Source organism: Streptomyces sp. V3I8 (genome assembly GCF_030817535.1).
GTDB lineage: Bacteria > Actinomycetota > Actinomycetes > Streptomycetales > Streptomycetaceae > Streptomyces.
This window is the reverse complement of record NZ_JAUSZL010000002.1, coordinates 7226148-7249320: the sequence shown is the minus strand read 5'-3', so window position 1 is coordinate 7249320 and position 23173 is coordinate 7226148. Positions and strand designations below refer to the sequence as shown.

General features: G+C 71.0%; 18 protein-coding genes and 1 pseudogene. 3 read left to right on the top strand and 16 right to left on the bottom strand.

The window, feature by feature from the left end; all coding sequences use genetic code 11:
* Nucleotides 1–11: 11 nt before the first annotated feature.
* From alaS to QFZ75_RS32085, 3 genes are read right to left on the bottom strand one after another with little or no spacing between them, the layout of a single operon-like run.
* Nucleotides 12–2684 carry an alanine--tRNA ligase gene (gene alaS, locus QFZ75_RS32095; protein ID WP_307542498.1) on the bottom strand — a complete coding sequence of 891 codons (2673 nt, stop codon included), beginning with the start codon at nt 2682–2684 and terminating at the stop codon, nt 12–14.
* Nucleotides 2684–3052, bottom strand: coding sequence for a DUF6167 family protein (locus QFZ75_RS32090; RefSeq protein ID WP_307542495.1), 369 nt, complete (start codon nt 3050–3052; stop codon nt 2684–2686). Before QFZ75_RS32090 ends, alaS begins: the two co-directional genes overlap by 1 nt.
* A gap of 7 nt (nt 3053–3059) precedes the next feature.
* The gene (locus QFZ75_RS32085; RefSeq protein WP_307542493.1) at nt 3060–3494 is read right to left on the bottom strand and encodes a DUF948 domain-containing protein; all 435 of its coding nucleotides are present in this window, start codon (nt 3492–3494) and stop codon (nt 3060–3062) included.
* 160 nt (nt 3495–3654) lie between these two features.
* Here QFZ75_RS32085 and QFZ75_RS32080 point away from each other — a divergent pair.
* A pseudogene (locus QFZ75_RS32080) lies at nt 3655–5851 on the top strand (AAA family ATPase).
* A 36-nt stretch (nt 5852–5887) separates the two neighbouring features.
* On the opposite strand, the gene rpsD reads toward QFZ75_RS32080, so the two are convergent.
* From rpsD to QFZ75_RS32055, 5 genes are all read right to left on the bottom strand, one after another.
* Nucleotides 5888–6502: a 30S ribosomal protein S4 gene (gene rpsD, locus QFZ75_RS32075; RefSeq protein WP_307542491.1), complete on the bottom strand. Its 615-nt coding sequence runs from the start codon at nt 6500–6502 to the stop codon at nt 5888–5890.
* Nucleotides 6503–6802: 300 nt separating this feature from the next.
* The gene (locus tag QFZ75_RS32070) at nt 6803–8158 is read right to left on the bottom strand and encodes a replication-associated recombination protein A (RefSeq protein ID WP_307542490.1); all 1356 of its coding nucleotides are present in this window, start codon (nt 8156–8158) and stop codon (nt 6803–6805) included.
* A gap of 51 nt (nt 8159–8209) precedes the next feature.
* Nucleotides 8210–8848 (bottom strand): vitamin K epoxide reductase family protein, encoded by a 639-nt coding sequence (locus QFZ75_RS32065; RefSeq protein ID WP_307542488.1) that lies wholly within the window; start codon nt 8846–8848, stop codon nt 8210–8212.
* A gap of 244 nt (nt 8849–9092) precedes the next feature.
* Nucleotides 9093–10355, bottom strand: coding sequence for a histidine--tRNA ligase (gene hisS, locus QFZ75_RS32060; RefSeq protein ID WP_307542486.1), 1263 nt, complete (start codon nt 10353–10355; stop codon nt 9093–9095).
* 13 nt (nt 10356–10368) lie between these two features.
* On the bottom strand, nt 10369–11082 hold the full coding sequence (locus QFZ75_RS32055) for an MBL fold metallo-hydrolase (protein ID WP_307542484.1): 714 nt from the start codon (nt 11080–11082) through the stop codon (nt 10369–10371).
* Nucleotides 11083–11283: 201 nt separating this feature from the next.
* Between QFZ75_RS32055 and QFZ75_RS32050 the strand changes: the two genes are divergently transcribed.
* Nucleotides 11284–12120, top strand: coding sequence for a peptidylprolyl isomerase (locus QFZ75_RS32050; RefSeq protein WP_307542482.1), 837 nt, complete (start codon nt 11284–11286; stop codon nt 12118–12120).
* Nucleotides 12121–12255: 135 nt separating this feature from the next.
* A complete protein-coding gene (locus tag QFZ75_RS32045; RefSeq protein WP_307542480.1) occupies nt 12256–13485 on the top strand; it encodes a DUF349 domain-containing protein in 1230 nt (409 codons plus the stop codon).
* Nucleotides 13486–13637: 152 nt separating this feature from the next.
* Here QFZ75_RS32045 and QFZ75_RS32040 read toward each other — a convergent pair whose 3' ends face one another.
* The 8 genes from QFZ75_RS32040 to ruvC form a co-directional block, all read right to left on the bottom strand.
* Nucleotides 13638–16241: a bifunctional (p)ppGpp synthetase/guanosine-3',5'-bis(diphosphate) 3'-pyrophosphohydrolase gene (locus QFZ75_RS32040; RefSeq protein ID WP_307542478.1), complete on the bottom strand. Its 2604-nt coding sequence runs from the start codon at nt 16239–16241 to the stop codon at nt 13638–13640.
* Nucleotides 16242–16468: 227 nt separating this feature from the next.
* Nucleotides 16469–17017, bottom strand: coding sequence for an adenine phosphoribosyltransferase (locus QFZ75_RS32035; RefSeq protein ID WP_307542477.1), 549 nt, complete (start codon nt 17015–17017; stop codon nt 16469–16471).
* A complete protein-coding gene (gene secF / locus QFZ75_RS32030; protein WP_307542475.1) occupies nt 17014–18153 on the bottom strand; it encodes a protein translocase subunit SecF in 1140 nt (379 codons plus the stop codon). Before secF ends, QFZ75_RS32035 begins: the two co-directional genes overlap by 4 nt.
* A 1-nt stretch (nt 18154) precedes the next feature.
* The gene (secD, locus tag QFZ75_RS32025; protein ID WP_307542473.1) at nt 18155–19915 is read right to left on the bottom strand and encodes a protein translocase subunit SecD; all 1761 of its coding nucleotides are present in this window, start codon (nt 19913–19915) and stop codon (nt 18155–18157) included.
* 141 nt (nt 19916–20056) lie between these two features.
* The gene (yajC, locus tag QFZ75_RS32020; protein ID WP_307542471.1) at nt 20057–20572 is read right to left on the bottom strand and encodes a preprotein translocase subunit YajC; all 516 of its coding nucleotides are present in this window, start codon (nt 20570–20572) and stop codon (nt 20057–20059) included.
* A gap of 164 nt (nt 20573–20736) precedes the next feature.
* On the bottom strand, nt 20737–21807 hold the full coding sequence (ruvB, locus tag QFZ75_RS32015; RefSeq protein WP_307542469.1) for a Holliday junction branch migration DNA helicase RuvB: 1071 nt from the start codon (nt 21805–21807) through the stop codon (nt 20737–20739).
* Between the two features lie 119 nt (nt 21808–21926).
* Nucleotides 21927–22538, bottom strand: coding sequence for a Holliday junction branch migration protein RuvA (ruvA, locus tag QFZ75_RS32010; RefSeq protein ID WP_307542468.1), 612 nt, complete (start codon nt 22536–22538; stop codon nt 21927–21929).
* Complete coding sequence (gene ruvC, locus QFZ75_RS32005; RefSeq protein ID WP_307542466.1) at nt 22535–23080, bottom strand: crossover junction endodeoxyribonuclease RuvC; 546 nt, start codon at nt 23078–23080, stop codon at nt 22535–22537. The genes ruvA and ruvC overlap by 4 nt, the downstream gene beginning before the upstream one ends.
* Nucleotides 23081–23173: the final 93 nt, after the last annotated feature.

The following is a 23173-nucleotide window of genomic DNA, read 5'->3' as shown; positions in this document are numbered from 1 at the left end:
CTCGCCCCCGCTCACCCGGCGGACTCGGCCACGAGGCGCTCGACGGCGTCGACGGCCTCACCGATGGCGGCCGGGTGCTGGCCACCGCCCTGGGCGACGTCGGGCTTGCCGCCACCGCCGCCACCGAGGGTCTTGGCGGCCGTACGCACCAGGTCACCGGCCTTGAGGCCGCGCTCGCGGGCGGCCTCGTTGGTGGCGATGACCGTCAGCGGCTTGCCGTTCACCGTGGTGAACAGGGCGACCACGACGGCCCGTCCGCCCTGGATGCGGCCGCGCACGTCGAGGACCAGCCTGCGCAGGTCGTCGGCGCTCGTGCCGTCCGGGACCTGACCGGTGACCAGCGCGATGCCCTGCACGTCCTTGGCGGACCCGGCGAGACCGGCGGCGGCCTGGAGGACCTTCTCGGCGCGGAACTTCTCGATCTCCTTCTCGGCGTCCTTCAGCTTGCCGAGCATGGCCGAGACCTTCTCCGGGAGCTCCTCGGGACGGCCCTTGATCAGTTCCTGGAGCTGGGCGACGACCGTGTGCTCGCGGGCGAGGAAGTTGTAGGCGTCGACGCCCACCAGGGCCTCGATACGGCGTACGCCCGAACCGATCGAGGACTCGCCGAGCAGCTTCACCAGGCCGAGCTGGGCGGTGTTGTGCACGTGCGTGCCGCCGCAGAGCTCCTTGGAGAAGTCGCCGATGGTGACGACGCGGACGCGCTCGCCGTACTTCTCGCCGAACTCGGCGATGGCGCCCTGCTTCTTGGCCTCGTCGATGCTCAGGATCTCGGCGTGCACGTCCAGGTCGCGGGCGAGCACCTCGTTGATCTTCTGCTCGACGTCCGTCATCACGGCAGTCGGCACGGCGGCCGGGGAGCCGAAGTCGAAGCGGAAGCGGCCGGGCTGGTTCTCGGAACCGGCCTGGGCGGCCGTCGGGCCGAGGGCGTCGCGCAGGGCCTGGTGGGTCAGGTGCGTGGCCGAGTGGGCGCGGGCGATGGCCGTGCGGCGGCGCACGTCGATGACGGCCTGGGCCTTGGCGCCGACGGTCACCTCGCCGACCTGGACGACGCCCTTGTGGACGTACACCCCGGGGACCGGCTTCTGGCAGTCGCGGACCTCGATCACGGCGCCCGTGTCGATCCTGATGCGGCCGGTGTCGCCGATCTGGCCGCCGCCCTCGGCGTAGAACGGGGTGCGGTCGAGGACGATCTCGACCTCGTCGCCCTCGGTGGCGGCCGGTGAGGAGGCGCCGTCGACGAGGATGCCGACGACCGTGGACTCGCCCTCGGTGCTGGTGTAGCCGATGAAGTCGGTCTCGCCGGCGGCGTCGGCGATCTCGCGGTAGGCGCCCATGTCGGCGTGCCCGGTCTTCTTGGCCTTGGCGTCGGCCTTGGCGCGCTCGCGCTGCTCCTTCATGAGGCGCCGGAAGCCGTCCTGGTCCACCGACAGCCCCTGCTCGGCGGCCATCTCCAGGGTGAGGTCGATGGGGAAGCCCCAGGTGTCGTGCAGCAGGAAGGCCTTGTCGCCGGACAGGACCCGGCCGCCGGCGGCCCTGGTCTCCGTGACGGCGGTGTCGAGGATGTTGGTGCCGCCCTTGAGGGCCTTGAGGAAGGCGGCCTCCTCGGCGAGGGCGACGGTCTCGATGCGCTGCCGGTCGCCGACGAGCTCGGGGTACTGCTGCCCCATCATGCCGATGACGACGTCGACGAGGTCCTTGACGACCGGGCCGGTGGCGCCGAGGAGGCGCATGTTGCGGATGGCGCGGCGCATGATGCGGCGCAGCACGTAGCCGCGGCCCTCGTTGCCCGGCGAGACGCCGTCGCCGATGAGCATCACGGAGGTCCGCATGTGGTCGGTGACCACGCGCAGGGAGACGTCGGAGTCCTTGCCGGCGCCGTACTCGACACCGGTCAGCTCGGTGGCCTTCCTGATGACGGCCATGGAGGTGTCGATCTCGTACAGGTTCTGCACGTCCTGCAGGATCATGGCGAGGCGTTCGAGGCCCAGACCCGTGTCGATGTTCTTGCTCGGCAGGTCACCGAGGATCTCGAAGTCCTCCTTCGAGGTGCCCTCGCCCCGCTCGTACTGCATGAAGACGAGGTTCCAGATCTCCACGTACCGCTCGTCGTTGACGGCGGGGCCGCCCTCGGCGCCGAACGCGGGGCCGCGGTCGTAGTTGATCTCGGAACACGGGCCGCAGGGGCCCGGGACGCCCATGGACCAGTAGTTGTCCTTCTTGCCGAGGCGCTGGATGCGCTCCTTGGGGACGCCGACGACCTCGTGCCAGATGCGCTCGGCCTCGTCGTCCTCCAGGTACACGGTGATCCAGAGCTTCTCCGGCTCCAGGCCGTAACCGCCCTTGTCCTGGGGGCTGGTCAGCAGCTCCCAGGCGTACTTGATGGCGCCTTCCTTGAAGTAGTCGCCGAAGGAGAAGTTGCCGCACATCTGGAAGAACGTGCCGTGCCGGGTCGTCTTGCCGACCTCTTCGATGTCCGGTGTCCGGACGCACTTCTGGACGCTGGTGGCGCGGTCGAAGGGCGGCTTGACCTCACCGAGGAAGTAGGGCTTGAAGGGCACCATGCCGGCCGGGACCAGGAGCAGGGTCGGATCGTCCGCGATGAGCGACGCCGAAGGCACGACGGTGTGCCCGCGCTCCTCGAAGAAGCTCAACCAGCGGCGGCGAATCTCGGCCGACTCCATCAGTGGTCCTCATTCCGGTTGTGCGAGTACGTCGACCTCTCGACGTACGTCGGGTTCTTGCCGTGCTGCGGGTTCTTCTCGTACTGCGGGTCGTCGCGGTTCTCGAGAGCGGCGACGCGGCGCACCGGCGGCAGCTCGGGATCGGCGTTCAGACCGAGCGCCTCGCCGAGTTCCGCCTCGCGCCGGGCCATGCCCTCGCGGACGTCGAGCGCGAAGTCCTTGATGCGGTGGCCCGTCTCGATCGCCTTGTTCGCGGCCTGCGCCGCGAGGCTCTCGGGCGTCAGCTGCCTGATCTTGCGGTTGACCTTGGTGGTGGCCCACACACCGGCGGCTGCGCCCGCGGTGAACCAGAACGTACGGCGGAACATCGCTGCGTCAGTCCTTCTTCCGCTTTCCCCGTCGCGCCGACGGGACGGTGCGGCCCACGATCACGGTGCGACGCGCGGGCTTGGCGGGCTCGTCCTCGCGGCGGCCGCCCATGGCCCGGCGCACGCCGTAGCCGAACGCCGCCACCTTCACCAGCGGGCCGCCGAAGGTCGAGGCGACGGTCGAGGAGAGCGCCGACGCGTTCGACGTGACCTCCTGGACGTCCGACGCGATGGCGTCGACCCGCTCGATCTGCGTCTGCGCCGAGCGCACTGCCGCGGAGGCGTCCGCGAGGAGCGGGACCGTCTGTTCGGTCACGTCCGCGACGAGTTTGGTGGTCGCCCTGAGCGTCTGGGCCAGCCTCGCGAGTGCCACCGCGAGGAAGGAGACCAGGATCGCCCAGAAGACGGCCACCAGAATCCCGGCCACCTCTCCACCGGACACTGCGCACCCGCTCCCTGAACTCGTGCCTCACCATCGAAAAGTCGTCCTCCGACCCTATCGCGCCCGGGCCGCCGCTCCGTACCGGATTACCGCCCGCCGCAACCGGGGTTGTGCGAAGAGATTGTACGGAGTGCGTATGGATGAGTACGCTCCGTTGCCCATGCGGCGTACTCAGCGTTCTCGGCGTTCTCGGCGTTCCGGTGCGGCGGCGGCCGGTCGCCGGCCCGGCAATCTGCCCCTGAAACTCAACGCGTTCGTGGGCCGCTCGGCCGAACTGGCCCGGCTGGGCACGGCTCTCGGCACGGCGCGGCTGGTGACGGTGACGGGCCCGGGCGGGGTCGGCAAGTCGCGGCTGGCGGCGCACGCGGCGGACCGGGTCCGGCCGCGTGACGGCGTGTGGCTGGTGGAGCTGGCCGCGCTGCGCGATCCGGGACTCGTCGAGCACGCGGTCGTCGAGGCGCTGGGGCTGACGGACCACACCTCGCGGCCGCCGCGCCAGGTGCTGCTGGAGCATCTGGCGGAGCGCCGGCTGCTGCTCGTGCTCGACGGGTTCGAGCACCTGGTGGACGCCTGTGCCTCGCTGGTCGGTGAGCTGCTGCGGCGCTCGGCGGGTCTGCGGGTGCTCGCCGTCGGGCGCCGGCCGCTCTCGGTGGAGGGTGAACGGGTGTTCGCGCTCGCGCCGCTGGGCGGACCGGAGGCGGTGGAGCTGTTCGCGGACCGGGCCGCGGCCTGCACGCCGGGTTTCGCGGTGGACGAGGGCAACCGCGCGGACGTCGAGGAGATCTGCCGGCGGCTCGACGGGGTGCCGCTGGCCGTCGAGCTGGCGGCGGGACGGCTGCGGGCCCTCTCCCCCGCCCCAGCTGCTGGCCCGGCTCGACGACCGCTTCCGGCTCCTCACCGGCGGCGCGCGGGACGCGCTGCCGCGCCATCAGGCCCTGCGGACGGCGATCGGCTGGAGCCACGAGCTGTGCACTCCGCTGGAGCGGCTGCTGTGGGCGCGGCTCTCGGTGTTCGCCGGGCAGTTCGACCTGGAGGCCGTGGAGTACGTGTGCGGGGGCGGCGGGCTGCGCCCCGACAACATCCTCGACGTGCTCGGCGAACTGCTCGCCCAGTCGGTCGTCACCCGCGAGGAGACCCCGGCGGGGGTGCGCCACCGGATGCTGGACACGGTCGGGGCGTACGGCGCGGACTGGCTGGACGCCATGGGCGACGGGGCACGCCTGAGGCGGCGCCACCGCGACTGGTACATGGGGCTCGCCACCTGGGGCGAGCTGGACTGGTTCTCACCCCGGCAGCGCGAGGTGGCCGCGCGGCTGGAGGCGGAGCTGCCGAACCTGCGCCGCGCCCTGGAGCACTGTCTGGACGAGCCGGACGGCGGGCACCTGGGCCAGTACCTGGCGGGCACCCTCTGGTTCTACTGGGTGGGCTGCGGCCGCCTCGCGGAGGGACGGCACTGGCTGGAGCGGAGCGTGGACCGGGACACCGCGCACGAGCGCTCCCGGCTGAAGGCGCTGTGGGTGCTCGGGTACGTGGCGGTCCTCCAGGGCGACACCGTGCCCGCGTTCGCCGCGCTGCACGAGTGCCGGGAGCTGGCGGAACGTTCCGGGAACGCCGCCGCGCTGGCCTACGCCGAGCACCGCACCGGCTGTCTGGCCCTGGTCACCGACGACATGCCGCGCGCGGAGACGCTCCTGCGTTCGGCGCTCGACCGCTATCAGGAAATCGGCGAGCTCAACAGCAACGTCCTGATGGGGCAGGTCGAGCTGGCGATGGCCCTGGCGTTCCAGGGCGATCTGCCGGGCGCGGTGCGGCTGTGCGAGGAGGTGCGCCGGATCTGCGTGGACCACGGGGAGCGCTGGTCCCTCGCGTACGCGCAGTACGTACTGGCGTACGCGGCCTGGGCGGAGGGCGATCTGGCGGAGGCCCGGCGGTTGCTGACCGAGTGCCTGGACGTCAGCCACGTCTTCCACGACCTGCTCGGCACGGTCCTGGCGGTGGAGCTGCTCGCGCTGGTCACCGTGGCGGAGGGCGACGCCGACGAGGCCGCGGTGCTGCAGGGGTCCGCTTCGCGGATGTGGCCGTCGGTGGGCCTGCCGCTGTTCGGCTCGGTCCACTACAACGCCCCGCACGAGCGGTGCGAGGCGGCGGCCCGGGAGCGGCTCGGCGACGAACGGTACGAGGAGTGCGTACGCCTGGGGGCGCGGCTCGGCCGGCAGGCGGCGGTGGGCCGGGCGCTGGGGCACACCCGGCAGCGCACGCCCGCCGCGCGGCCCGCGCCGCACGGCGTGCCGGCACCCCCGGACACACGAGAGCCCGCCGTCTCGCCCACCCGTGAGGGCGGCGGGGCGACGGGCTGACGCGGGCGCGGAGCCGGTGGTGAGGAGTACGCCTGATCAGCGGGCGTAGTACTCGACGACGAGCTGCTCGTCGCAGATCACCGGGATCTCCTTGCGGTTCGGCTCGCGGTCCAGGCGGAACGCCAGGGCGCCGAGGTTCACCTGCAGGTAGCGCGGGGTCTCGCCGTCGGGGGCGAAGCCACCGGCACGCGCGACCTCGAACAGCGTCTTGCTGCGGCTGCGCTCGCGGACCATCACGACGTCGTCGGGCTTGACGCGGAAGGACGGCTTGTCGACCTTGCCACCGTTGACCTCGATGTGGCCGTGCACGACCATCTGGCGGGCCTGGTAGATCGTGCGGGCGATGCCCGAACGCAGGACCAGCGCGTCGAGCCGGCGCTCGAGCTCGATGACCAGGGCCTCACCGGTCTTGCCCTGCGTCTTGGCGGCACGCTCGTAGGCGCGGACGAGCTGGCGCTCGGACACGTCGTACTGCGCGCGCAGACGCTGCTTCTCGAGCAGACGGACCTTGTAGTCCGAGTTCTGCTTGCGGCCGCGGCCGTGCTCGCCCGGCGGGTAGGGGCGGGCCTCGAAGTACTTGACGGCCTTCGGGGTCAGCGCGATGCCGAGGGCACGCGACTTCTTGACCTTGGGGCGGGGCTGGTTCGCCACTTCTTTTCCTTCTTCTCTTCGGCTGCCTCAGGGTTACGGGAGGTCGCATCCGCAACCGGGGATTCCCATACAGGTCCGCTGGGGACCTGCCGGGCAGCCGCTCCCCTGGCTGGGCACATACGTGCAGCACACGAACGGCCCACCGACCTGTCCCGGAACTCCGGGTGGTGGTGGGCTGCCCGCGACACCTACGAAGGTGCGCGACGCTCCTGGATCGAAAGATCCGGCTGGATGTCCCGCCTGAGGCGCCGACCGGGGCCGGACACGGGACTCAGCACTGCGGAGGAGTCTACAGGGTTCTCAGGACCGCCTGCGACCGAGGTGCTTCCTGGTCCACTCGACCGCGTCCGCGTAGCGGGCCTCGGCGCCGTGCCGGGTCGGGGTGTAGTACTCGCGGTCCTTGAGCTCCTCGGGCGCGTACTGCTGGGCGGCGATGCCTTCGGGCAGGTCGTGCGGGTACACGTACCCCTGCGCGTGGCCGAGCGCGGCGGCGCCCTTGTAGTGCCCGTCGCGCAGGTGCGTCGGCACGGGGCCCGCGTGGCCCTTGCGCACGTCCTCCATGGCGGCGCCGATCGCGGTCGTCGCGGCGTTCGACTTCGGGGCCAGGGCGAGCGCGATGGTGGCGTGGCTGAGGGTGAGCGCGGCCTCCGGGAAACCGATCATGGCGACGGCCTGGGCGGCGGCGACGGCGGTCGGCAGGGCGGTCGGATCGGCGAGGCCGATGTCCTCGCTGGCGGAGATCATCAGCCGGCGGGCGATGAACCGGGGGTCCTCACCGGCCTCGATCATGCGCGCCAGGTAGTGCAGGGCCGCGTCGACGTCCGACCCGCGGATGGACTTGATCAGGGCGCTGGCCACGTCGTAGTGCTGGTCGCCGTCGCGGTCGTACTTCACCGCGGCCCGGTCGACGGTCTCCTCCAGGGTCTGCAGGGTGATCTGCGGCTCGCCCTTGTCGAGCGCGGACCCGGCCGCGGCCTCCAGGGCGGTCAGCGCGCGGCGGGCGTCGCCGCCCGCGATCCGCAGCAGGTGCTCCTCGGCGTCCTCGGGGAGGGTGAGCGCCTCCTTGAGGCCGCGCTCGGAGCCCAGCGCCCTGCGGAGCAGTCCGCGCAGGTCGTCGTCGGTGAGCGGTTCGAGGGTCAGCAGCAGGGAGCGGGACAGCAGCGGGGAGATCACCGAGAAGTACGGGTTCTCCGTGGTCGCCGCGATCAGCGTCACCCAGCGGTTCTCCACGGCCGGCAGCAGGGAGTCCTGCTGGGCCTTGCTGAAGCGGTGGATCTCGTCGAGGAAGAGGACGGTCTCCTTGCCGAAGCCGCCGGTGGCGCGGCGGGCGCTCTCGATGACCGCGCGCACCTCCTTGACGCCCGCGGTGATCGCGGAGAGCTCCACGAAGCGCTTGTCCGTCGCCTGGGAGACCACGTACGCCAGGGTCGTCTTGCCGGTGCCGGGGGGACCCCAGAGGATCACCGAGGAGGGGCCGGCCGGGCCTCCGCCGCTCTCGCCGACCAGTCTGCGCAAGGGTGAGCCGGGCTTCAGCAGATGCTGCTGGCCCACGACCTCGTCGAGGACGCGCGGGCGCATCCGTACGGCCAGGGGGCTGCCGGACGGGTCCTTCTCCTGGCGTTCTTCGGCTGCGGCGGTGAACAGGTCGGGCTCCACACCGGGAACCCTATGTCACGCCACCGACGGAGCAGCCGGGCCCTCGTCCCCTCAGCTGGTCCAGAAGTCCCACCAGCGCGTCAGGATCAGCATGCCGATGATCCCGATGTGCAGGACCGGCGGCACCCAGGCGAACTCGGCGAAGAACCCCTTCAGCCAGCCGGGCGCGGGCAGCAGGCCGTTGCGGACGTTGTGCGAGGTCACCGCCCAGAACATGACGATGGTCGCGACCCAGGCGAGGCAGCACCACAGGCACAGCGAGTTGATGTTGTACAGCGACTGGTACTGGAGCCAGGTCACGAAGCCGACGCCGAACAGCGTGCCCGCGTTCAGCGTCAGCCAGTACCAGCGCGGGAAGGCGGCCCGGCCCAGCAGGCTCATGCCGACGCAGACCACCATGCCGTAGGCGACGAGGCCCAGCATCGGGTTGGGGAACCCGAAGACGGAGGCCTGGTCGCTCTTCATGATGTTGCCGCAGGAGACGACCGGGTTCAGGCTGCAGCCCGGGGTGAAGTTCGGGTCCTCCAGCAGCTTGAACTTGTCGATGGTGATGACCCAGGAGGCCAGCAGTCCGGCCGCGCCGGTGACCACCAGCAGAAGGGCGAGGACACGGCCGCCGCCCACGGCCCGTGGGACTGCGGCGGTCTCCCGGTCGGTGGAGACGCCTTCCCTGACTGTCGTCTTGCTCATCACGCCGTTTCCGTAGCTCGAGAGGACCTTTCCGGGCACGGTCATTGTGCCGCACGGGCACCGGCGTCCACCGTTCGATGGACATAAGGAAGTGCGGGCGGGTGTGCGGGGCGGGGCTGCGTGTGCAGTACAGGGAGGTCGCCGGGGCCGGCGACCTCGCCCTTGGACCGGGGCGGGAATCGCCCGGTGGGACGAATCCGCAGGCGCGGGGTTGACGACCGCGCGCCTGCGGGCGCGAGAGATGTCAGCTGAGGCGGGATTCCAGTTCCGCCACGATCTCGTTCACGCCGACCGCCACCTGCTCGCCGGACTCCATGTCCTTCAGCTGCACGACCCCCTCGGCGAGGTCCCGCTCGCCGGCCACGACGGTGTACCGCGCGCCACTGCGGTTCGCGTTCTTCATGGCGCCCTTCAGGCCCTTCGCCCCGTACGAGAAGTCCGCCGCGACCCCGTTGCGGCGCAGCTCGCTCACCACCCCGAAGAGCACCCGCCGCGCCTCGTCCCCGAGCGGCACGGCGAACACACTGGTGGCCGCGGGCAGCTGCAGCGTCACCCCCTCCGCCTCGAGCGCGAGGACCGTACGGTCGACGCCGAGGGCCCAGCCCACGGACGGCAGGGCGGGGCCGCCGATCATCTCGGACAGACCGTCGTAGCGTCCGCCGCCGCCGACCGCGGACTGCGAACCGAGGCCGTCGTGCACGAACTCGAAGGTGGTGCGGGTGTAGTAGTCGAGCCCCCGGACCAGCTTCGCGTCGTCCTCGAAGGAAACGCCCGCGGCGGTGATCAGCTCGCGCACCTCCTCGTGGTACGCCTTGCACGCGTCGCACAGGTAGTCCCGCAGGAGCGGCGCCCCGACGAGCTGCTTCTGGACGTCGTCCCGCTTGTCGTCGAGGACGCGCAGCGGGTTGATGTCGGCGCGGCGCAGGGTCTCCTCGTCCAGGTCGAGCCCCCGCAGGAAGTCCTGGAGCGCGGCCCGGTAGACGGGCCGGCACTCCTGGTCGCCCAGCGAGTTGAGCAGGATCCGGAACTCACGCAGCCCGAGCGAGCGGTACGCCTGGTCGGCCAGGATGATCAGCTCGGCGTCCAGCGCCGGGTCCTCGGCCCCGATCGCCTCGGCGCCGACCTGCGAGAAGTGCCTGTACCGGCCCTTCTGCGGGCGCTCGTAGCGGTAGTAGGAGCCCGAGTACCAGAGCTTGACGGGGAGGTTGCCCGCCTTGTGGAGGTTGGCCTCGAGGGCGGCCCGCAGCACGGACGCCGTGCCCTCGGGGCGCAGGGCCAGCCTGTCGCCGCCCTTGGTCTCGAAGGCGTACATCTCCTTGGTCACGATGTCGGTGGACTCGCCGACCCCGCGCGCGAACAGCTCGACGCTCTCGAAGCCGGGCGTCTCGATGTACCCGTAACCGGAGTTGCGCAGCGGAGCGGCGATCGCCTCGCGCACCGCGAGGTACTTCGCGCTGTCCGGCGGGATCAGGTCGTACGTGCCCTTGGGTGCCTTGAAGGTGCTCAACGGAAGTCTCTCGTCACATTCCTCGTCGAGGAGCGGATTTCGGGTCCGCCCCCTGGCCGGCCGCCACCTGCCGCAGATACGGGTTGGTGGCGCGCTCCTGGCCGATGGTCGTCTGGAGTTCGTGGCCGGGCAGCACCACGGTCGAGTCGTCGAGCGGCAGGCACACACGTGCCAGCGAGGCGAGCATCTCGTCCATGTCACCGCCGGGCAGGTCGGTGCGTCCGACGGAGCCGGCGAAGAGCAGGTCCCCGGAGAAGAACACGGACGGGATCTCCGCGCTCCCGGGCAGCCGGAACGTCACCGACCCCTTCGTATGGCCCGGCGCGTGCGCGACGGAGAAGTCCAGGCCCGCGAGTTCCAGCGCGGCGCCGTCCGTCAGTTCCCGCACGTCGTCCGGTTCGCCGACCGTGAGCTCGCCCATCAGCGGCATGCCGATCGACCGGCCGAGCCCGGCCTCCGGGTCGCTCATCATGTAGCGGTCCGCGGGATGGATCCACGCAGGTACGTCGTGCGCGCCGCACACCGGGACCACCGAGGCGACGTGGTCGATGTGGCCGTGCGTGAGGACGACGGCGACGGGCTTGAGCCGGTGCTCGGCGAGCGTCTCCTCGACCCCCCGGGCGGCCTGGTGGCCCGGATCGATGATCACGCACTCCTCCCCGGCGGCGGGGGCGACCACATAACAGTTGGTGCCCCAGGCCCCGGCGCGGAACCCGGCAATGAGCACGTTCGTCCTTCGGTATGCCGTACGGGCGGAAGTCGCACGGGGGATATGTCGTACGCGGTGATGGCTTCGCTGCGGATCAGAGCCTACCGGCGCTGCCGGAACCACAGCGAACCCATATACGGTACGGGGCACACGCAGGCGGTCGGCTCACAAGACCCACGCGTCCCACCTGACGTACGAGACGCATGAGGAGATAACCCGGTGGTCACCCAGGAACAGCGGCGGCGTCAGCTCGCCCGGGAGAAGTTCTTGCGGCAACAGCAGCGGCGTACGTCCGCTCGGCGCAAGGCCCATGCTCGTAACGCGGTGATCGCGTCCGTCCTCGGCGTGGTCGTCGTGGGCAGCGTGGTGTCGTACGCGACCGGGGTGTTCAAGCAGGACGACGACAAGTCCGACGTGGCGGCGGAAGCCACCCCGAGCGCCTCCCCCAGCAAGGCTCCGGACCCGTGCGACAAGGCTGCCGCGGGCAAGGTGAAGAAGCTGAGCTACAAGAAGGAGCCGGCGCTCACCATCGACAAGTCGGCGCACTACACGATGAAGCTGCAGACGACCTGCGGCACGATAGACATCGACATGCCGGCCTCGAAGGCCCCGCACACCGTCAACTCGTTCAGCTTCCTCACCGGCAAGGGCTACCTGGACCACACCAAGTGCCACCGTCTGACGACGAACGGCATCTACGTGCTCCAGTGCGGCGACCCGCAGGGCACCGGCATGGGCGGACCCGGCTACACCATCCCCGACGAGAACCTCAAGGACAAGCGCCTCAAGGGCGACACGTATCCGGCGGGCACGGTGGCGATGGCCAACCAGTACAACGCGCAGACCAAGGAAGGCCGCGACACCGGCGGCAGCCAGTTCTTCCTCGTCTACCAGGACAGCCAGTTGCCGGCCAACTACACACCGTTCGGCACGATTTCCGACGCGGGCATGAAGGTGCTGAAGAAAATCGCCGGCGCCGGCGAGAGCACCGGCCAGGGCGACGGCACACCCAACGCGACGGTCGTGATCGACAAGGCGACCGTGACGAAATCCTGATCCCGGGCAGCGAAAGTTCGGTCGCGCGGGATGCGGACAGCCGCCCCGCCGGTCGCCTATGTTGGCCGTGACGAAACTGTGGACGATGCCCGGGGGCAAAGCTGCCCCACGCAGGCATCATGTGGAGGAGGCGCTGTGAGCAGCGACCCGTGGGGCCGCGTCGACGAGACGGGGACCGTGTACGTGCGTACGGCCGACGGCGAGCAGGTCGTCGGCTCCTGGCAGGCCGGTACTCCCGACGAGGCACTGGCCTACTTCGAGCGCAAGTACGAGGGCCTGGTCGTGGAGATCGGCCTCCTCGAACGACGGGTGAAGACGACCGATCTGTCCTCGAAGGACGCCCAGGTCGCCGTCGACCACATCCGCGAACAGGTGGACGCCCACCACGCGGTGGGCGATCTGGCGGCGCTGCGGACGCGGTTGGACAAGCTCGTCGAGACGGTCGACGCTCGCCGCGAGGAGCGCAAGGCGCAGCGGGCCAAGCAGTCCGACGAGGCCCGGCACTCCAAGGAGGCGCTGGTCGTCGAGGCGGAGGAGCTGGCCCAGTCCGACCAGTGGCGGGCGGCGGGTGAACGGCTGCGCGCCCTGGTGGACACCTGGAAGGGCCTGCCGCGGCTCGACCGGAAGTCCGACGACGAGCTGTGGCACCGCTTCTCGCACGCGCGCTCGGCGTTCTCCAAGCGCCGCAAGGCGCACTTCGCGTCGCTGGACGCGCAGCGCGAGGAGGCCCGCAAGACCAAGGAGAAGCTGGTCGCCGAGGCCGAGTCGCTCTCCGCCTCGGCCGACTGGGGCCCCACGGCGGCCCGTTACCGCGAGCTGATGGCGGACTGGAAGGCCGCGGGCCGTGCCCAGCGCGAGCACGAGGACGACCTGTGGAACCGCTTCCGCGGCGCCCAGGACGTGTTCTTCGCGGCGCGCAGCTCGGTCTTCGCCGAGCGGGACGCGGAGCAGACGGAGAACCTGAAGCTCAAGGAGGAGCTGGCCGAGGAGGCCGAGAAGCTCGTCCCGGTGCAGGACCTGAAGGCGGCCAGGGCCGCGTTCCGGTCGATCAACGAGCGCTGGGAGGCCATCGGTCACGTGCCGCGGGACGCCCGCCCGAAGGTCGAGGCCCGGATGCACGCGGTGGAGCGGGCTCTCCAGGAGACCGAGGACACCGAGTGGCGCCGGACGAACCCGGAGGCACGCGCGCGTGCCGCGGGTCTGACCGGTCAGCTGCAGGCGGCCGTGGACAAGCTCCAGGGGCAGATCGAGACGGCGCGCTCCGCGGGGAACAACGCGAAGGCCGACAAGCTCCAGCGGGAGCTCGACGGCCGTCAGGCGCTGCTGGAGCAGGCGCTGAAGGGGCTGCAGGAGTTCGGCGGCTAGCTCCGCCCCGCTTCGCTGGACGGCCGGTTGGTTGTCCGCGGGTGCGTTGTGGCTGGGCGCGCAGTTCCCCGCGCCCCTTCGGGGCGCAGTCCGACCAGCGCAGAGGGGCTCCCGTACGGGTTCGTACGGGAGCCCCTCTGTGTTGCGTCCTGCTAGGCCTCGGAAGGCCTGCGGGCCGAGGTCACGCGGTAGACGTCGTACACGCCCTCCACCCCCCTGACCGCCTTCAGGACGTGGCCCAGGTGCTTGGGGTCGCCCATCTCGAAGGTGAAGCGGGAGGTGGCCACCCGGTCGCGGGACGTCTGGACGGCCGCCGACAGGATGTTGACGTGCTGGTCGGACAGGATCCTCGTGACGTCCGACAGGAGCCGCGAGCGGTCCAGCGCCTCGACCTGGATGGCGACCAGGAAGACCGAGGACTGGGTGGGCGCCCACTCGACGTCGAGGATGCGCTCGGGCTCGCGGGACAGCGAGTCGACGTTGACGCAGTCGGTGCGGTGGACCGACACCCCGCTGCCGCGCGTGACGAAGCCCATGATCGGGTCGCCGGGGACGGGCGTGCAACAGCGGGCCAGCTTGACCCACACGTCGTCGACGCCCTTGACGACGACACCCGGGTCGGCGTTGGAGCGGCGCTTGCGGCCCCGGCCGTGCGCGGACGGGACGCTCTCGTCGATCTCCTCGGTGGCGGCCTCCTCGCCGCCGAGCGCCTGCACGAGCTTCTGCACGACGCCCTGCGCGGCCACGTGGCCCTCGCCGATGGCCGCGTACAGGGACGAGATGTCGGGGTAGCGCATCTCGTGCGCGAGCGTGACCAGCGAGTCGCCGGTGAGGATGCGCTGGATCGGCAGGTTCTGCTTGCGCATGGCGCGCGCGATGGCGTCCTTGCCCTGCTCGATGGCCTCGTCGCGGCGCTCCTTGGAGAACCAGGCGCGGATCTTGTTGCGGGCGCGGGGCGACTTGACGAAGCCCAGCCAGTCCCGGGACGGTCCGGCGCCGGCCGCCTTGGAGGTGAAGACCTCCACCAGGTCGCCGTTGTCGAGGGTCGACTCCAGCGGTACGAGGCGTCCGTTGACGCGTGCTCCTATGGTGCGGTGGCCCACCTCGGTGTGCACCGCGTAGGAGAAGTCGACGGGGGTCGCGCCGGCCGGCAGCGCTATCACGTCGCCCTTGGGCGTGAAGACGAAGACCTCGTTGCGCGAGAGGTCGAAGCGCAGGGACTCCAGGAACTCGCCGGGGTCCTCGGTCTCCTTCTGCCAGTCGAGGAGCTGGCGCAGCCACGCCATGTCGTTGAGGTGGTCGTCCTTGCCGGTGGTCCTCGGCTGGTCGGAGCGCACCTTGGAGGCGCCGGCGACGGCCTCCTGCTTGTACTTCCAGTGCGCGGCGATGCCGTACTCGGCGCGGCGGTGCATGTCGAACGTACGGATCTGGAGTTCGACGGGCTTGCCGTTGGGCCCGATGACCGTCGTGTGCAGCGACTGGTACATGTTGAACTTGGGCATCGCGATGTAGTCCTTGAACCGGCCGGGGACCGGGTTCCATCGCGCGTGCACGGTGCCGAGGGCGGCGTAGCAGTCGCGGACCGTGTCGACGAGGACGCGGATGCCCACCAGGTCGTAGATCTCCGCGAAGTCGCGGCCGCGGACGATCATCTTCTGGTAGACGCTGTAGTAGTGCTTCGGGCGGCCGGTGACGGTCGCCTTGATGCGGGCCGCGCGCAGGTCGGACTGGACCTCGTCGGTCACTATGGCGAGGTACTCGTCGCGCTTGGGGGCGCGCTCGGCGACCAGGCGCACGATCTCGTCGTACATCTTGGGGTAGAGGATCGCGAAGGCGAGGTCCTCCAGCTCCCACTTGATGGTGTTCATGCCCAGCCGGTGGGCGAGCGGCGCGTAGATCTCCAGGGTCTCGCGCGCCTTCTTCTCCTGCTTCTCGCGCTTGAGATAGCGCATGGTGCGCATGTTGTGCAGGCGGTCGGCGAGCTTGATGACCAGGACGCGCGGGTCCTTGGCCATGGCGACGACCATCTTGCGGACGGTCTCGGCCTGGGCGGCCTCGCCGAACTTGACCTTGTCGAGCTTGGTGACGCCGTCGACGAGGAGGGCGACCTGGTCGCCGAAGTCCTTGCGGAGGGTGTCGAGGCCGTACTCGGTGTCCTCGACGGTGTCGTGCAGGAGCCCCGCCATCAGCGTGGCCGGGTCCATGCCCAGCTCGGCGAGGATCGTGGTCACCGCGAGCGGGTGCGTGATGTACGGGTCGCCGCTCTTGCGCTTCTGGCCGCGGTGCCAGCGCTCGGCGACCTGGTAGGCGCGCTCGACCTGGCGGAGCGTGGACGTCTCGATCTTGGGGTCGTTGCTGCGCACGATCCGCAGCAGCGGCTCCAGGACCGGGTTGTACGGGTTGGACCGCTGCACGCCGAGACGGGCGAGCCGGGCCCGTACGCGGTTGGAGGAGCCGCCGGAGCGCGCGGGGTGGCCGGTCGCCGGGCGGGCGGCGGGCGCGGCGGCCTGCCGCTCGGGGGCACGCCGCTCGGCGGGCGCCGGTTCGGGGCGCGCCTGTGCGGCCGCCCCGGTCTCGGCCGCCGGGCCGGATCCGCTCTGCGTGGACCCGTTCTGCGTGGACCCGTTCTTCGCGGGCGCGGGCGGCGCGGGCGTGCCCGCGGAGGCCGCGGGAGCCGCGGACTGGTCGGCCTGGGCGGCCGGTGGTACCCCCGGGCGGTCGGCCCTGGGGGCGAGTGGCTGGGCCTCGTCTGGCAAGAGGGCTCCTCGTGCGCGATCCGGGTCCCCGGTCAGGTTCCGGAAACCCCATGGTAGCGATCCCGGGCCCGGGGCTCGCCTCCGGCCGGGGGGCAGCCGGTGGGACGGCGGGCGGGACGGCCTTCTACGGGAGGAACACGAGAGGCGGGTCCCGGATTCCTCCGGGACCCGCCTGCGGGTGTCGTACGGGCTGCCGTGCGGCGTCGGGCGGGTGACCGTCCGGGCGCTCAGACCTTGAGCAGCGCCTCCAGCGGGGCGCCGTCCAGAGCGGGCTCCAGGCGGGCCCGGCCACCCAGGAAGCCGAGCTCCATGAGGACCGCGACCCCGGCGATGCCGGCGCCCGTCCGGCGGATCAGCCGCAGCGAGGCCTCCGCGGTGCCGCCGGTGGCGAGGACGTCGTCGACGACCAGGACACGGTCGCCCGGTGCCAGGTCCTCGGCGTGCACCTCGATCTCGGCGGAGCCGTACTCCAGGTCGTACGCCTGGCTCAGGGTGGCTCCGGGGAGCTTGCCCGCCTTGCGCACGGGGATGAAGCCCAGCCCGGCGCGGACCGCGACCGGGGCGCCCAGGATGAAGCCGCGGGCCTCCAGGCCGACGATCTTCGTGGCGCCGGTGCGGACGCTGATCGCGACCAGTGCGTCGGTGAGCGCGGAGAACGCCGCCGGGTCGGCCAGGAGCGGGGTGATGTCCTTGAACATCACGCCCGGCTCCGGGTGGTCCGGCACGTCACGGATGCGGCTGAGCAGCAGCTCCGTGACGTCCGCGGGTCCGGTCATCGGCGCTTGCCCGAGGGACGGCCGCGGCCCCGGCCGCGGGACGAGGGCTGGGCGCGCTGGGCCCGGGGTCCGACGACGGCGGGCGTCGCGTCCTCCGGTTCCCCGTCCCCGTCCTCGTCCTCGTACGTCCGGGCGGCGGCGGGCGCCTCCGGGGACTCGCCCTTCGCCGCGGCGGCGGCCCGCTTGGCCAGGACGCGCTTCTTCAGCGCCTTCATCTGCGGCTCGCGCTCCTTGAGGTCGGCGACGAGCGGCGTGGCGATGAAGATCGAGGAGTACGCGCCGGCCGCGAGGCCGACGAACAGCGACAGCGAGATGTCGTTGAGCATGCCCGCCCCGAGGACACCGCCGCCGATGAACAGCAGGCCGGCGACCGGGAGCAGCGCGACCACCGTGGTGTTGATGGAACGCACCAGTGTGCCGTTGATCGAGCGGTCGGCGATCTCGCTGTACGTGTAGCGGGTCTGCTTGGTGATGTCCTTCGTCTGCTCCTTGAGGCTGTCGAAGACGACCACCGTGTCGTAGAGCGAGTAACCGAGGATCGTCAGCAGACCGATCACGGTGCCCGGTGTGACCTCGAAGCCGACCAGGGCGTAGACACCGACCGTGATGGTGATGTCGTGGATGAGCGCCACGAGCGCGGCGACGGCCATGCGCAGTTCGAAGGCGATCGCCAGGTAGATCACGACCAGGACCATGAAGATCGCCAGGCCCTGCCAGGCCTTGTTGGCGACCTGGTCACCCCAGCTGGGACCGACCAGGTCGGCGTTGATCTTCTCCGCGTCGACCTTCAGGTCCTTGGCGAGGTCTTCCTTGATCTGGTCGGACTTGCCGGTGTCGATCCCGGCGACCTGGATGCGCAGTCCGCCGTTGCCGAGCTTCTGGACGATCGCGTCGTGGCCCGAGGCCTCTTCCGCGTACGTCTCGGCCTGACTCACCGAGACGCTGGTCCGCTCGGTGGTGAAGACGGCGCCGCCCTGGAACTCGATGCCCATGTTCAGGCCGCGTACCGCCAGGCCGACGATGGCCGTGATGGTGATCAGGATGGAGATGCCGTACCAGATCTTGCGCTTGCCGACGAAGTCGTAACCGATCTCGCCGCGGTGGAGCCGGGCGCCGAGGGTGCCGAGTTTCGACATCTCACGCCTCCTTCGTGTCGACGGGGGCGGACACGCGACGGGTGCGGCGCAGCGGCGGCTGGACGCCCAGTCGCTTCGGGTCGAGGCCGGACCAGCTGTGGCCCTCCCCGAAGAACTTCCTGCGGGCCAGGAGCGTCATCAGCGGCTTGGTGAAGGTGAAGACGACGACCACGTCGAGCAGGGTCGTCAGCCCCAGGGTGAAGGCGAAGCCCTGGACCTTGCCGACGGTGACGACGAAGAGCACGGCGGCGGCGAGGAACGACACGAAGTCGGAGACCAGGATGGTGCGCCGGGCACGCGGCCAGGCACGCTCGACCGCGGGACGCATCGAACGGCCCTCGCGGATCTCGTCACGGATGCGTTCGAAGAACACGATGAACGAGTCCGCCGTGATGCCGATGGCCACGATGGCGCCGCAGACCGCCGGCAGGTTCAGCGCGAACCCGATCGTCGGGCCGAGCAGCGCCATGATCACGTACGTCATGATTCCGGAGACCAGCAGCGAGGCGATCGCGATGAGCGACAGGCCGCGGTAGTAGAGCACCAGGTAGATGACGACCAGGGCCAGGCCGATGGCGCCGGCGATCAGGCCGGCCTCCAGCTGCTCGCCGCCGAGCGCGGCGGTGACGGTGGTGACGCTCGCCTCGGTGAAGGTGAGCGGCAGCGCGCCGTACGACAGCATGTTGGCCAGGTCCTGCGCCTCCTGCTGGTCGAAGCTGCCGGAGATCTCCGCGGTGCCGCCGGTCAGCGCCTGGCTGACGTACGGGTCGGAGACGACCTCACCGTCGAGGACGATGGCGAACTGGTTCTGCGGGGACTGGTTCTGCGCCAGCTTGCCCGTGATGCTCGCGAACTTCTTGCCGCCCTTGCCGGTGAAGTCCATGGTGACTTTCCAGCCCGCGGCACCCTGGGTGTCGAACACGGCCGAGGCCTTGTCGACGTCGGTGCCCTCGACCTCGGCCGGGCCGAGGATGTACTTCTGCCACTGGCCCTGCGAGTTCTGGCCGCAGGCCACGGTCGGTTCCGAGGCCTTGACGCCGTCACCGGCCGTCGCGCGGGCCGTCTTCTTGCTGCAGTCCAGCGCGGTGTACTCGGCCTGCAGCTTGGCGGTCGCCGGGTCGGCGCTCGCGGACGCCGAGGCGGACGGGCTGGCGGCGGCGGACGCGTCCCCCGTGCTGCTCGCCGAGGGGGTGGGGTCGGCCTTCAGCGCGTCGGTGACCGCCCGGCCCTGCGAGGTGGCGGAGGCGGAGGGCGACGAGGACGAGGTGGCCTTCTCGCTCTCCTCGTCCGAGGCGGAAGGGCTCCCGGAGGGGCTGCCCGAGGCGCTCGGGGAGGGGCTGGCCGCCGGGTCTGCGCCGGAGACCTCGGTGGTCAGGACGGGACGGAAGTAGAGCTTGGCGGTGGTACCGACCTGTTCCCGGGCCTGCTTGGAGTTCGTGCCCTTGGGAATGTTGACGATGATGTTGCTGTCGCCCTGGGTCTGCACCTCCGCCTCGGAGACGCCCAGACCGTTGACACGGCGGTTCATGATGTCGACCGCGGTGTTCATGTTGGTCTTGTTGATCGCGTTCTTCTGACCCGGCTCGTTCTTCGCCTGAAGCGTGATGCTCGTACCGCCGGCGAGGTCGATGCCCAGTCGCGGTGTCGTGTGCCCGGAGGCGAACATGCCGCCGGTGAGCGCCACGATGGCGATCAGGATCAGGGCCAAGGTGCGTCCCGGCCTGCCCTGGGTGCCCTGTCGGCCCTTCTTGGGTGCTGCCACCTTCTCGTTCTCCCTCTTCGTCCGCCCGGTCTCTCGGTACCTTCGCGGACGGGCATCAAATGGTGTCGGGATACCGCGCGAAGCCGTACGCTCCGGGGCCCACGGTGCGCGAGCGGCGCACCCCGCGGTCCCTGGCCGTGACTACTTCGCGTCGGACTCGCCGTCGGACTTCTTCAGGTCTGCGCCGTCGGTCTTCTTCGGCTCGGCGACGGCGGACTCGTCGACGGGGACGTCGGTGAGGGCGTCGGCCGGCTCGCCGGCGGTCTTCTTGCCGAGCTCGACGGGCTCGTCGGAAGCGGCGGCGGACTCGTCCGTCTCGGTGAGGGAGGAGGCGTCGTCCGGCACGACCGACTCGTCCGACTTCAGGTCGTGCTCGATGCCGTGGACGATGCGGTTGTACTCGTCGTCGCCGAGGACCGCGCCGATGGCGTTCTTCGCGAAGAGCAGGTCGACGCCCGGGGCCGCGTCAAGGAGGACCGTCTCCTCGTTGACCTCCTTCACCGTCGCATACATGCCACCGATCGTGCGGACGCCGGAGCCGGGCTGCATGTCGTTGCGCATCTGCGCGGCCGCATTCTGTTTCTTCTTGGCCGACCGGGTCATCAGGAACATGGCCCCGATGAGCACGATGAACGGGAGGAGGGTCACGAGACTCACGGGACGGAACTTCCTTCATTCGACCGCGTTGGTGAGCGGCCTGATGGATGGGGGTGTGCGCGTCGCCTACAAGGGCGGCATCGGCGGAGTCTAAGCGAGTCCGCCGTCAAGGAACAACGCTCAGCATGGCACCGGGGTTCCTGACCTCGCGAGCCCCCTCGCCGTCACGCCCCGAACAGGTCCTGTTGTCCGTTTCCACCGGTCGACGAGCGGGGCGGTGTGAGGCCCAGATGCGCCCAGGCCGCCGGGGTGGCCACCCGCCCGCGGGGGGTGCGCGCCAGCAGGCCCTCGCGGACGAGGAAGGGTTCGGCCACCTCTTCGACGGTCTCCCGCTCCTCCCCCACGGCCACGGCGAGCGTGGAGAGACCGACCGGTCCGCCGCCGAAGAGCTTGAGCAGGGCTTCGAGGACACCGCGGTCGAGACGGTCGAGGCCGCGGTTGTCCACCTCGTACACGGCGAGAGCGGCCCGGGCGATGTCCTGCGTGATGATGCCGTCGGCCTTGACCTGGGCGTAGTCGCGGACGCGGCGCAACAGGCGGTTGGCGATACGGGGCGTGCCCCGGGAGCGGCCGGCGATCTCGGCGGCTCCCTCCGCGTCGATCTCCACGTCGAGCAGATGTGCGGAACGGTGGATGACGCGCTCCAGCTCGGCGGGCTCGTAGAACTCCATGTGGGCGGTGAAGCCGAAGCGGTCGCGCAGCGGGGGCGGCAGCAGGCCCGCGCGCGTGGTGGCGCCGACCAGGGTGAAGGGCGGCAGTTCGAGGGGGATGGCGGTGGCGCCGGGCCCCTTGCCGACGATCACGTCGACGCGGAAGTCCTCCATCGCCATGTAGAGCATCTCCTCGGCGGGCCGCGACATGCGGTGGATCTCGTCGAGGAAGAGGACCTCGCCCTCCTGGAGGGAGGAGAGGATCGCCGCGAGGTCGCCCGCGTGCTGGATGGCGGGGCCGCTGGTGATGCGGATCGGGGCTTCCATCTCGGCGGCGATGATCATCGAGAGGGTGGTCTTGCCCAGGCCCGGGGCGCCGGAGAGCAGCACGTGGTCGGCGGTGGCGCCCCGCGCGCGGGCGGCGCGCAGGACGAGGTCGAGCTGCTCGCGGACCTTCTCCTGACCGATGAACTCGCCGAGGTCCTTGGGGCGCAGGGCGGCTTCGACGGCCTGCTCCTCCCGGTCGGTGGACGCGCCGACGAGCCGCTCGGCGGTACCGTCGTCGGCCGTGTCGTCCCAGTTCATTCGGTGCGCCTCGCGGTGTAGTGGTTCCAGTGGTACGGATGTGCCCTTCAGGGGCGCGGGGAACCGCGCGACCGGCCGCAGCGGACCCGCAGGTTCGAAGGACGCACCCCCGGCAGGGCTCAGCGCGTCCGGTTGAGCGTCTGCAGCGCGGCCTTCAGCAACGGCCCGACCTGCGGAGTCCCGCCGGCGGCCGCCGCCTGCGGCTCCACCGCGGAGACGGCCTCGTCGGCCTCCCGGGTCGCGTACCCCAGCCCGATCAGCGCCGCGTGCAGCTGCTCGCGCCAGCCGGCGGCGACGGCCCTGCCGATGGCCGGCCCGCCCGTGCCGAGCGGCTCGCCGAGGCGGTCCTTCAGCTCCAGCAGGAGCTTCTGGGCGCCCTTCTTGCCGATGCCGGGGACGGCGGTGAGCGCCTTCTCGTCGCCGGTGGACACCGCGCGGCGCAGGGCGTCGGGGCTGTGCACGGCGAGCATGGCCTGGGCCAGCCGCGGGCCCACGCCGCTGGCGGTCTGCAGCAGCACGAACGTCTGACGCTCGTCGTCGTCCGCGAAGCCGTACAGCGTCAGCGAGTCCTCGCGGACGACGAGGGAGGTGGCGAGCCGGGCCTCCTTGCCCATGCGCAGCCCGGAGAGCGTGGTGGGCGTGCACTGGACGGCGATGCCGATGCCGCCGACCTCGACCACCGCGGAGTCGGGGGCGAGGGCGGCGACCGGGCCGCTGACGAAGGCGATCATCGGGTGACCTTCCGGCTGGATACCTGGGCCTGGCGGTGTGCGGCCTGCGCCTGCTGGAGGCGGTTCACGGCCGGGGCGCGCCAGATGTGACAGATGGCGAGGGCGAGGGCGTCGGCGGCGTCGGCGGGCCTGGGGGGCGCGTCGAGCCGGAGCAGCCGGGTGACCATGGCGCCGACCTGTGCCTTGTCGGCGCGGCCGCTGCCGGTGACGGCGGCCTTGACCTCGCTGGGGGTGTGCAGGGCGACGGGCAGGCCGCGCCGGGCCGCGCAGAGCATCGCCACGGCACTGGCCTGGGCCGTGCCCATCACCGTACGGACGTTGTGCTGGCTGAACACCCGCTCCACGGCGACGTATTCGGGCCGGTACTCGTCGAGCCAGGCCTCGATGCCCTGCTCGACGGCGACGAGGCGCTGCCCCAGCTCCGCGTCCGCGGACGTGCGCACGACACCGACGCCGAGCATGGTGAGCGGCCGGCCCGCCACGCCCTCGACGACGCCGACACCGCACCGGGTCAACCCGGGGTCGACTCCCAGTACCCGCACCCGGCCCCCTACTTTCCGATCTCGCCGCACCACCGGGAAGCACCCGGTCCGAGCAGGCTATCGGGTGCCACCGACAACGCCCGCCGGCGACTC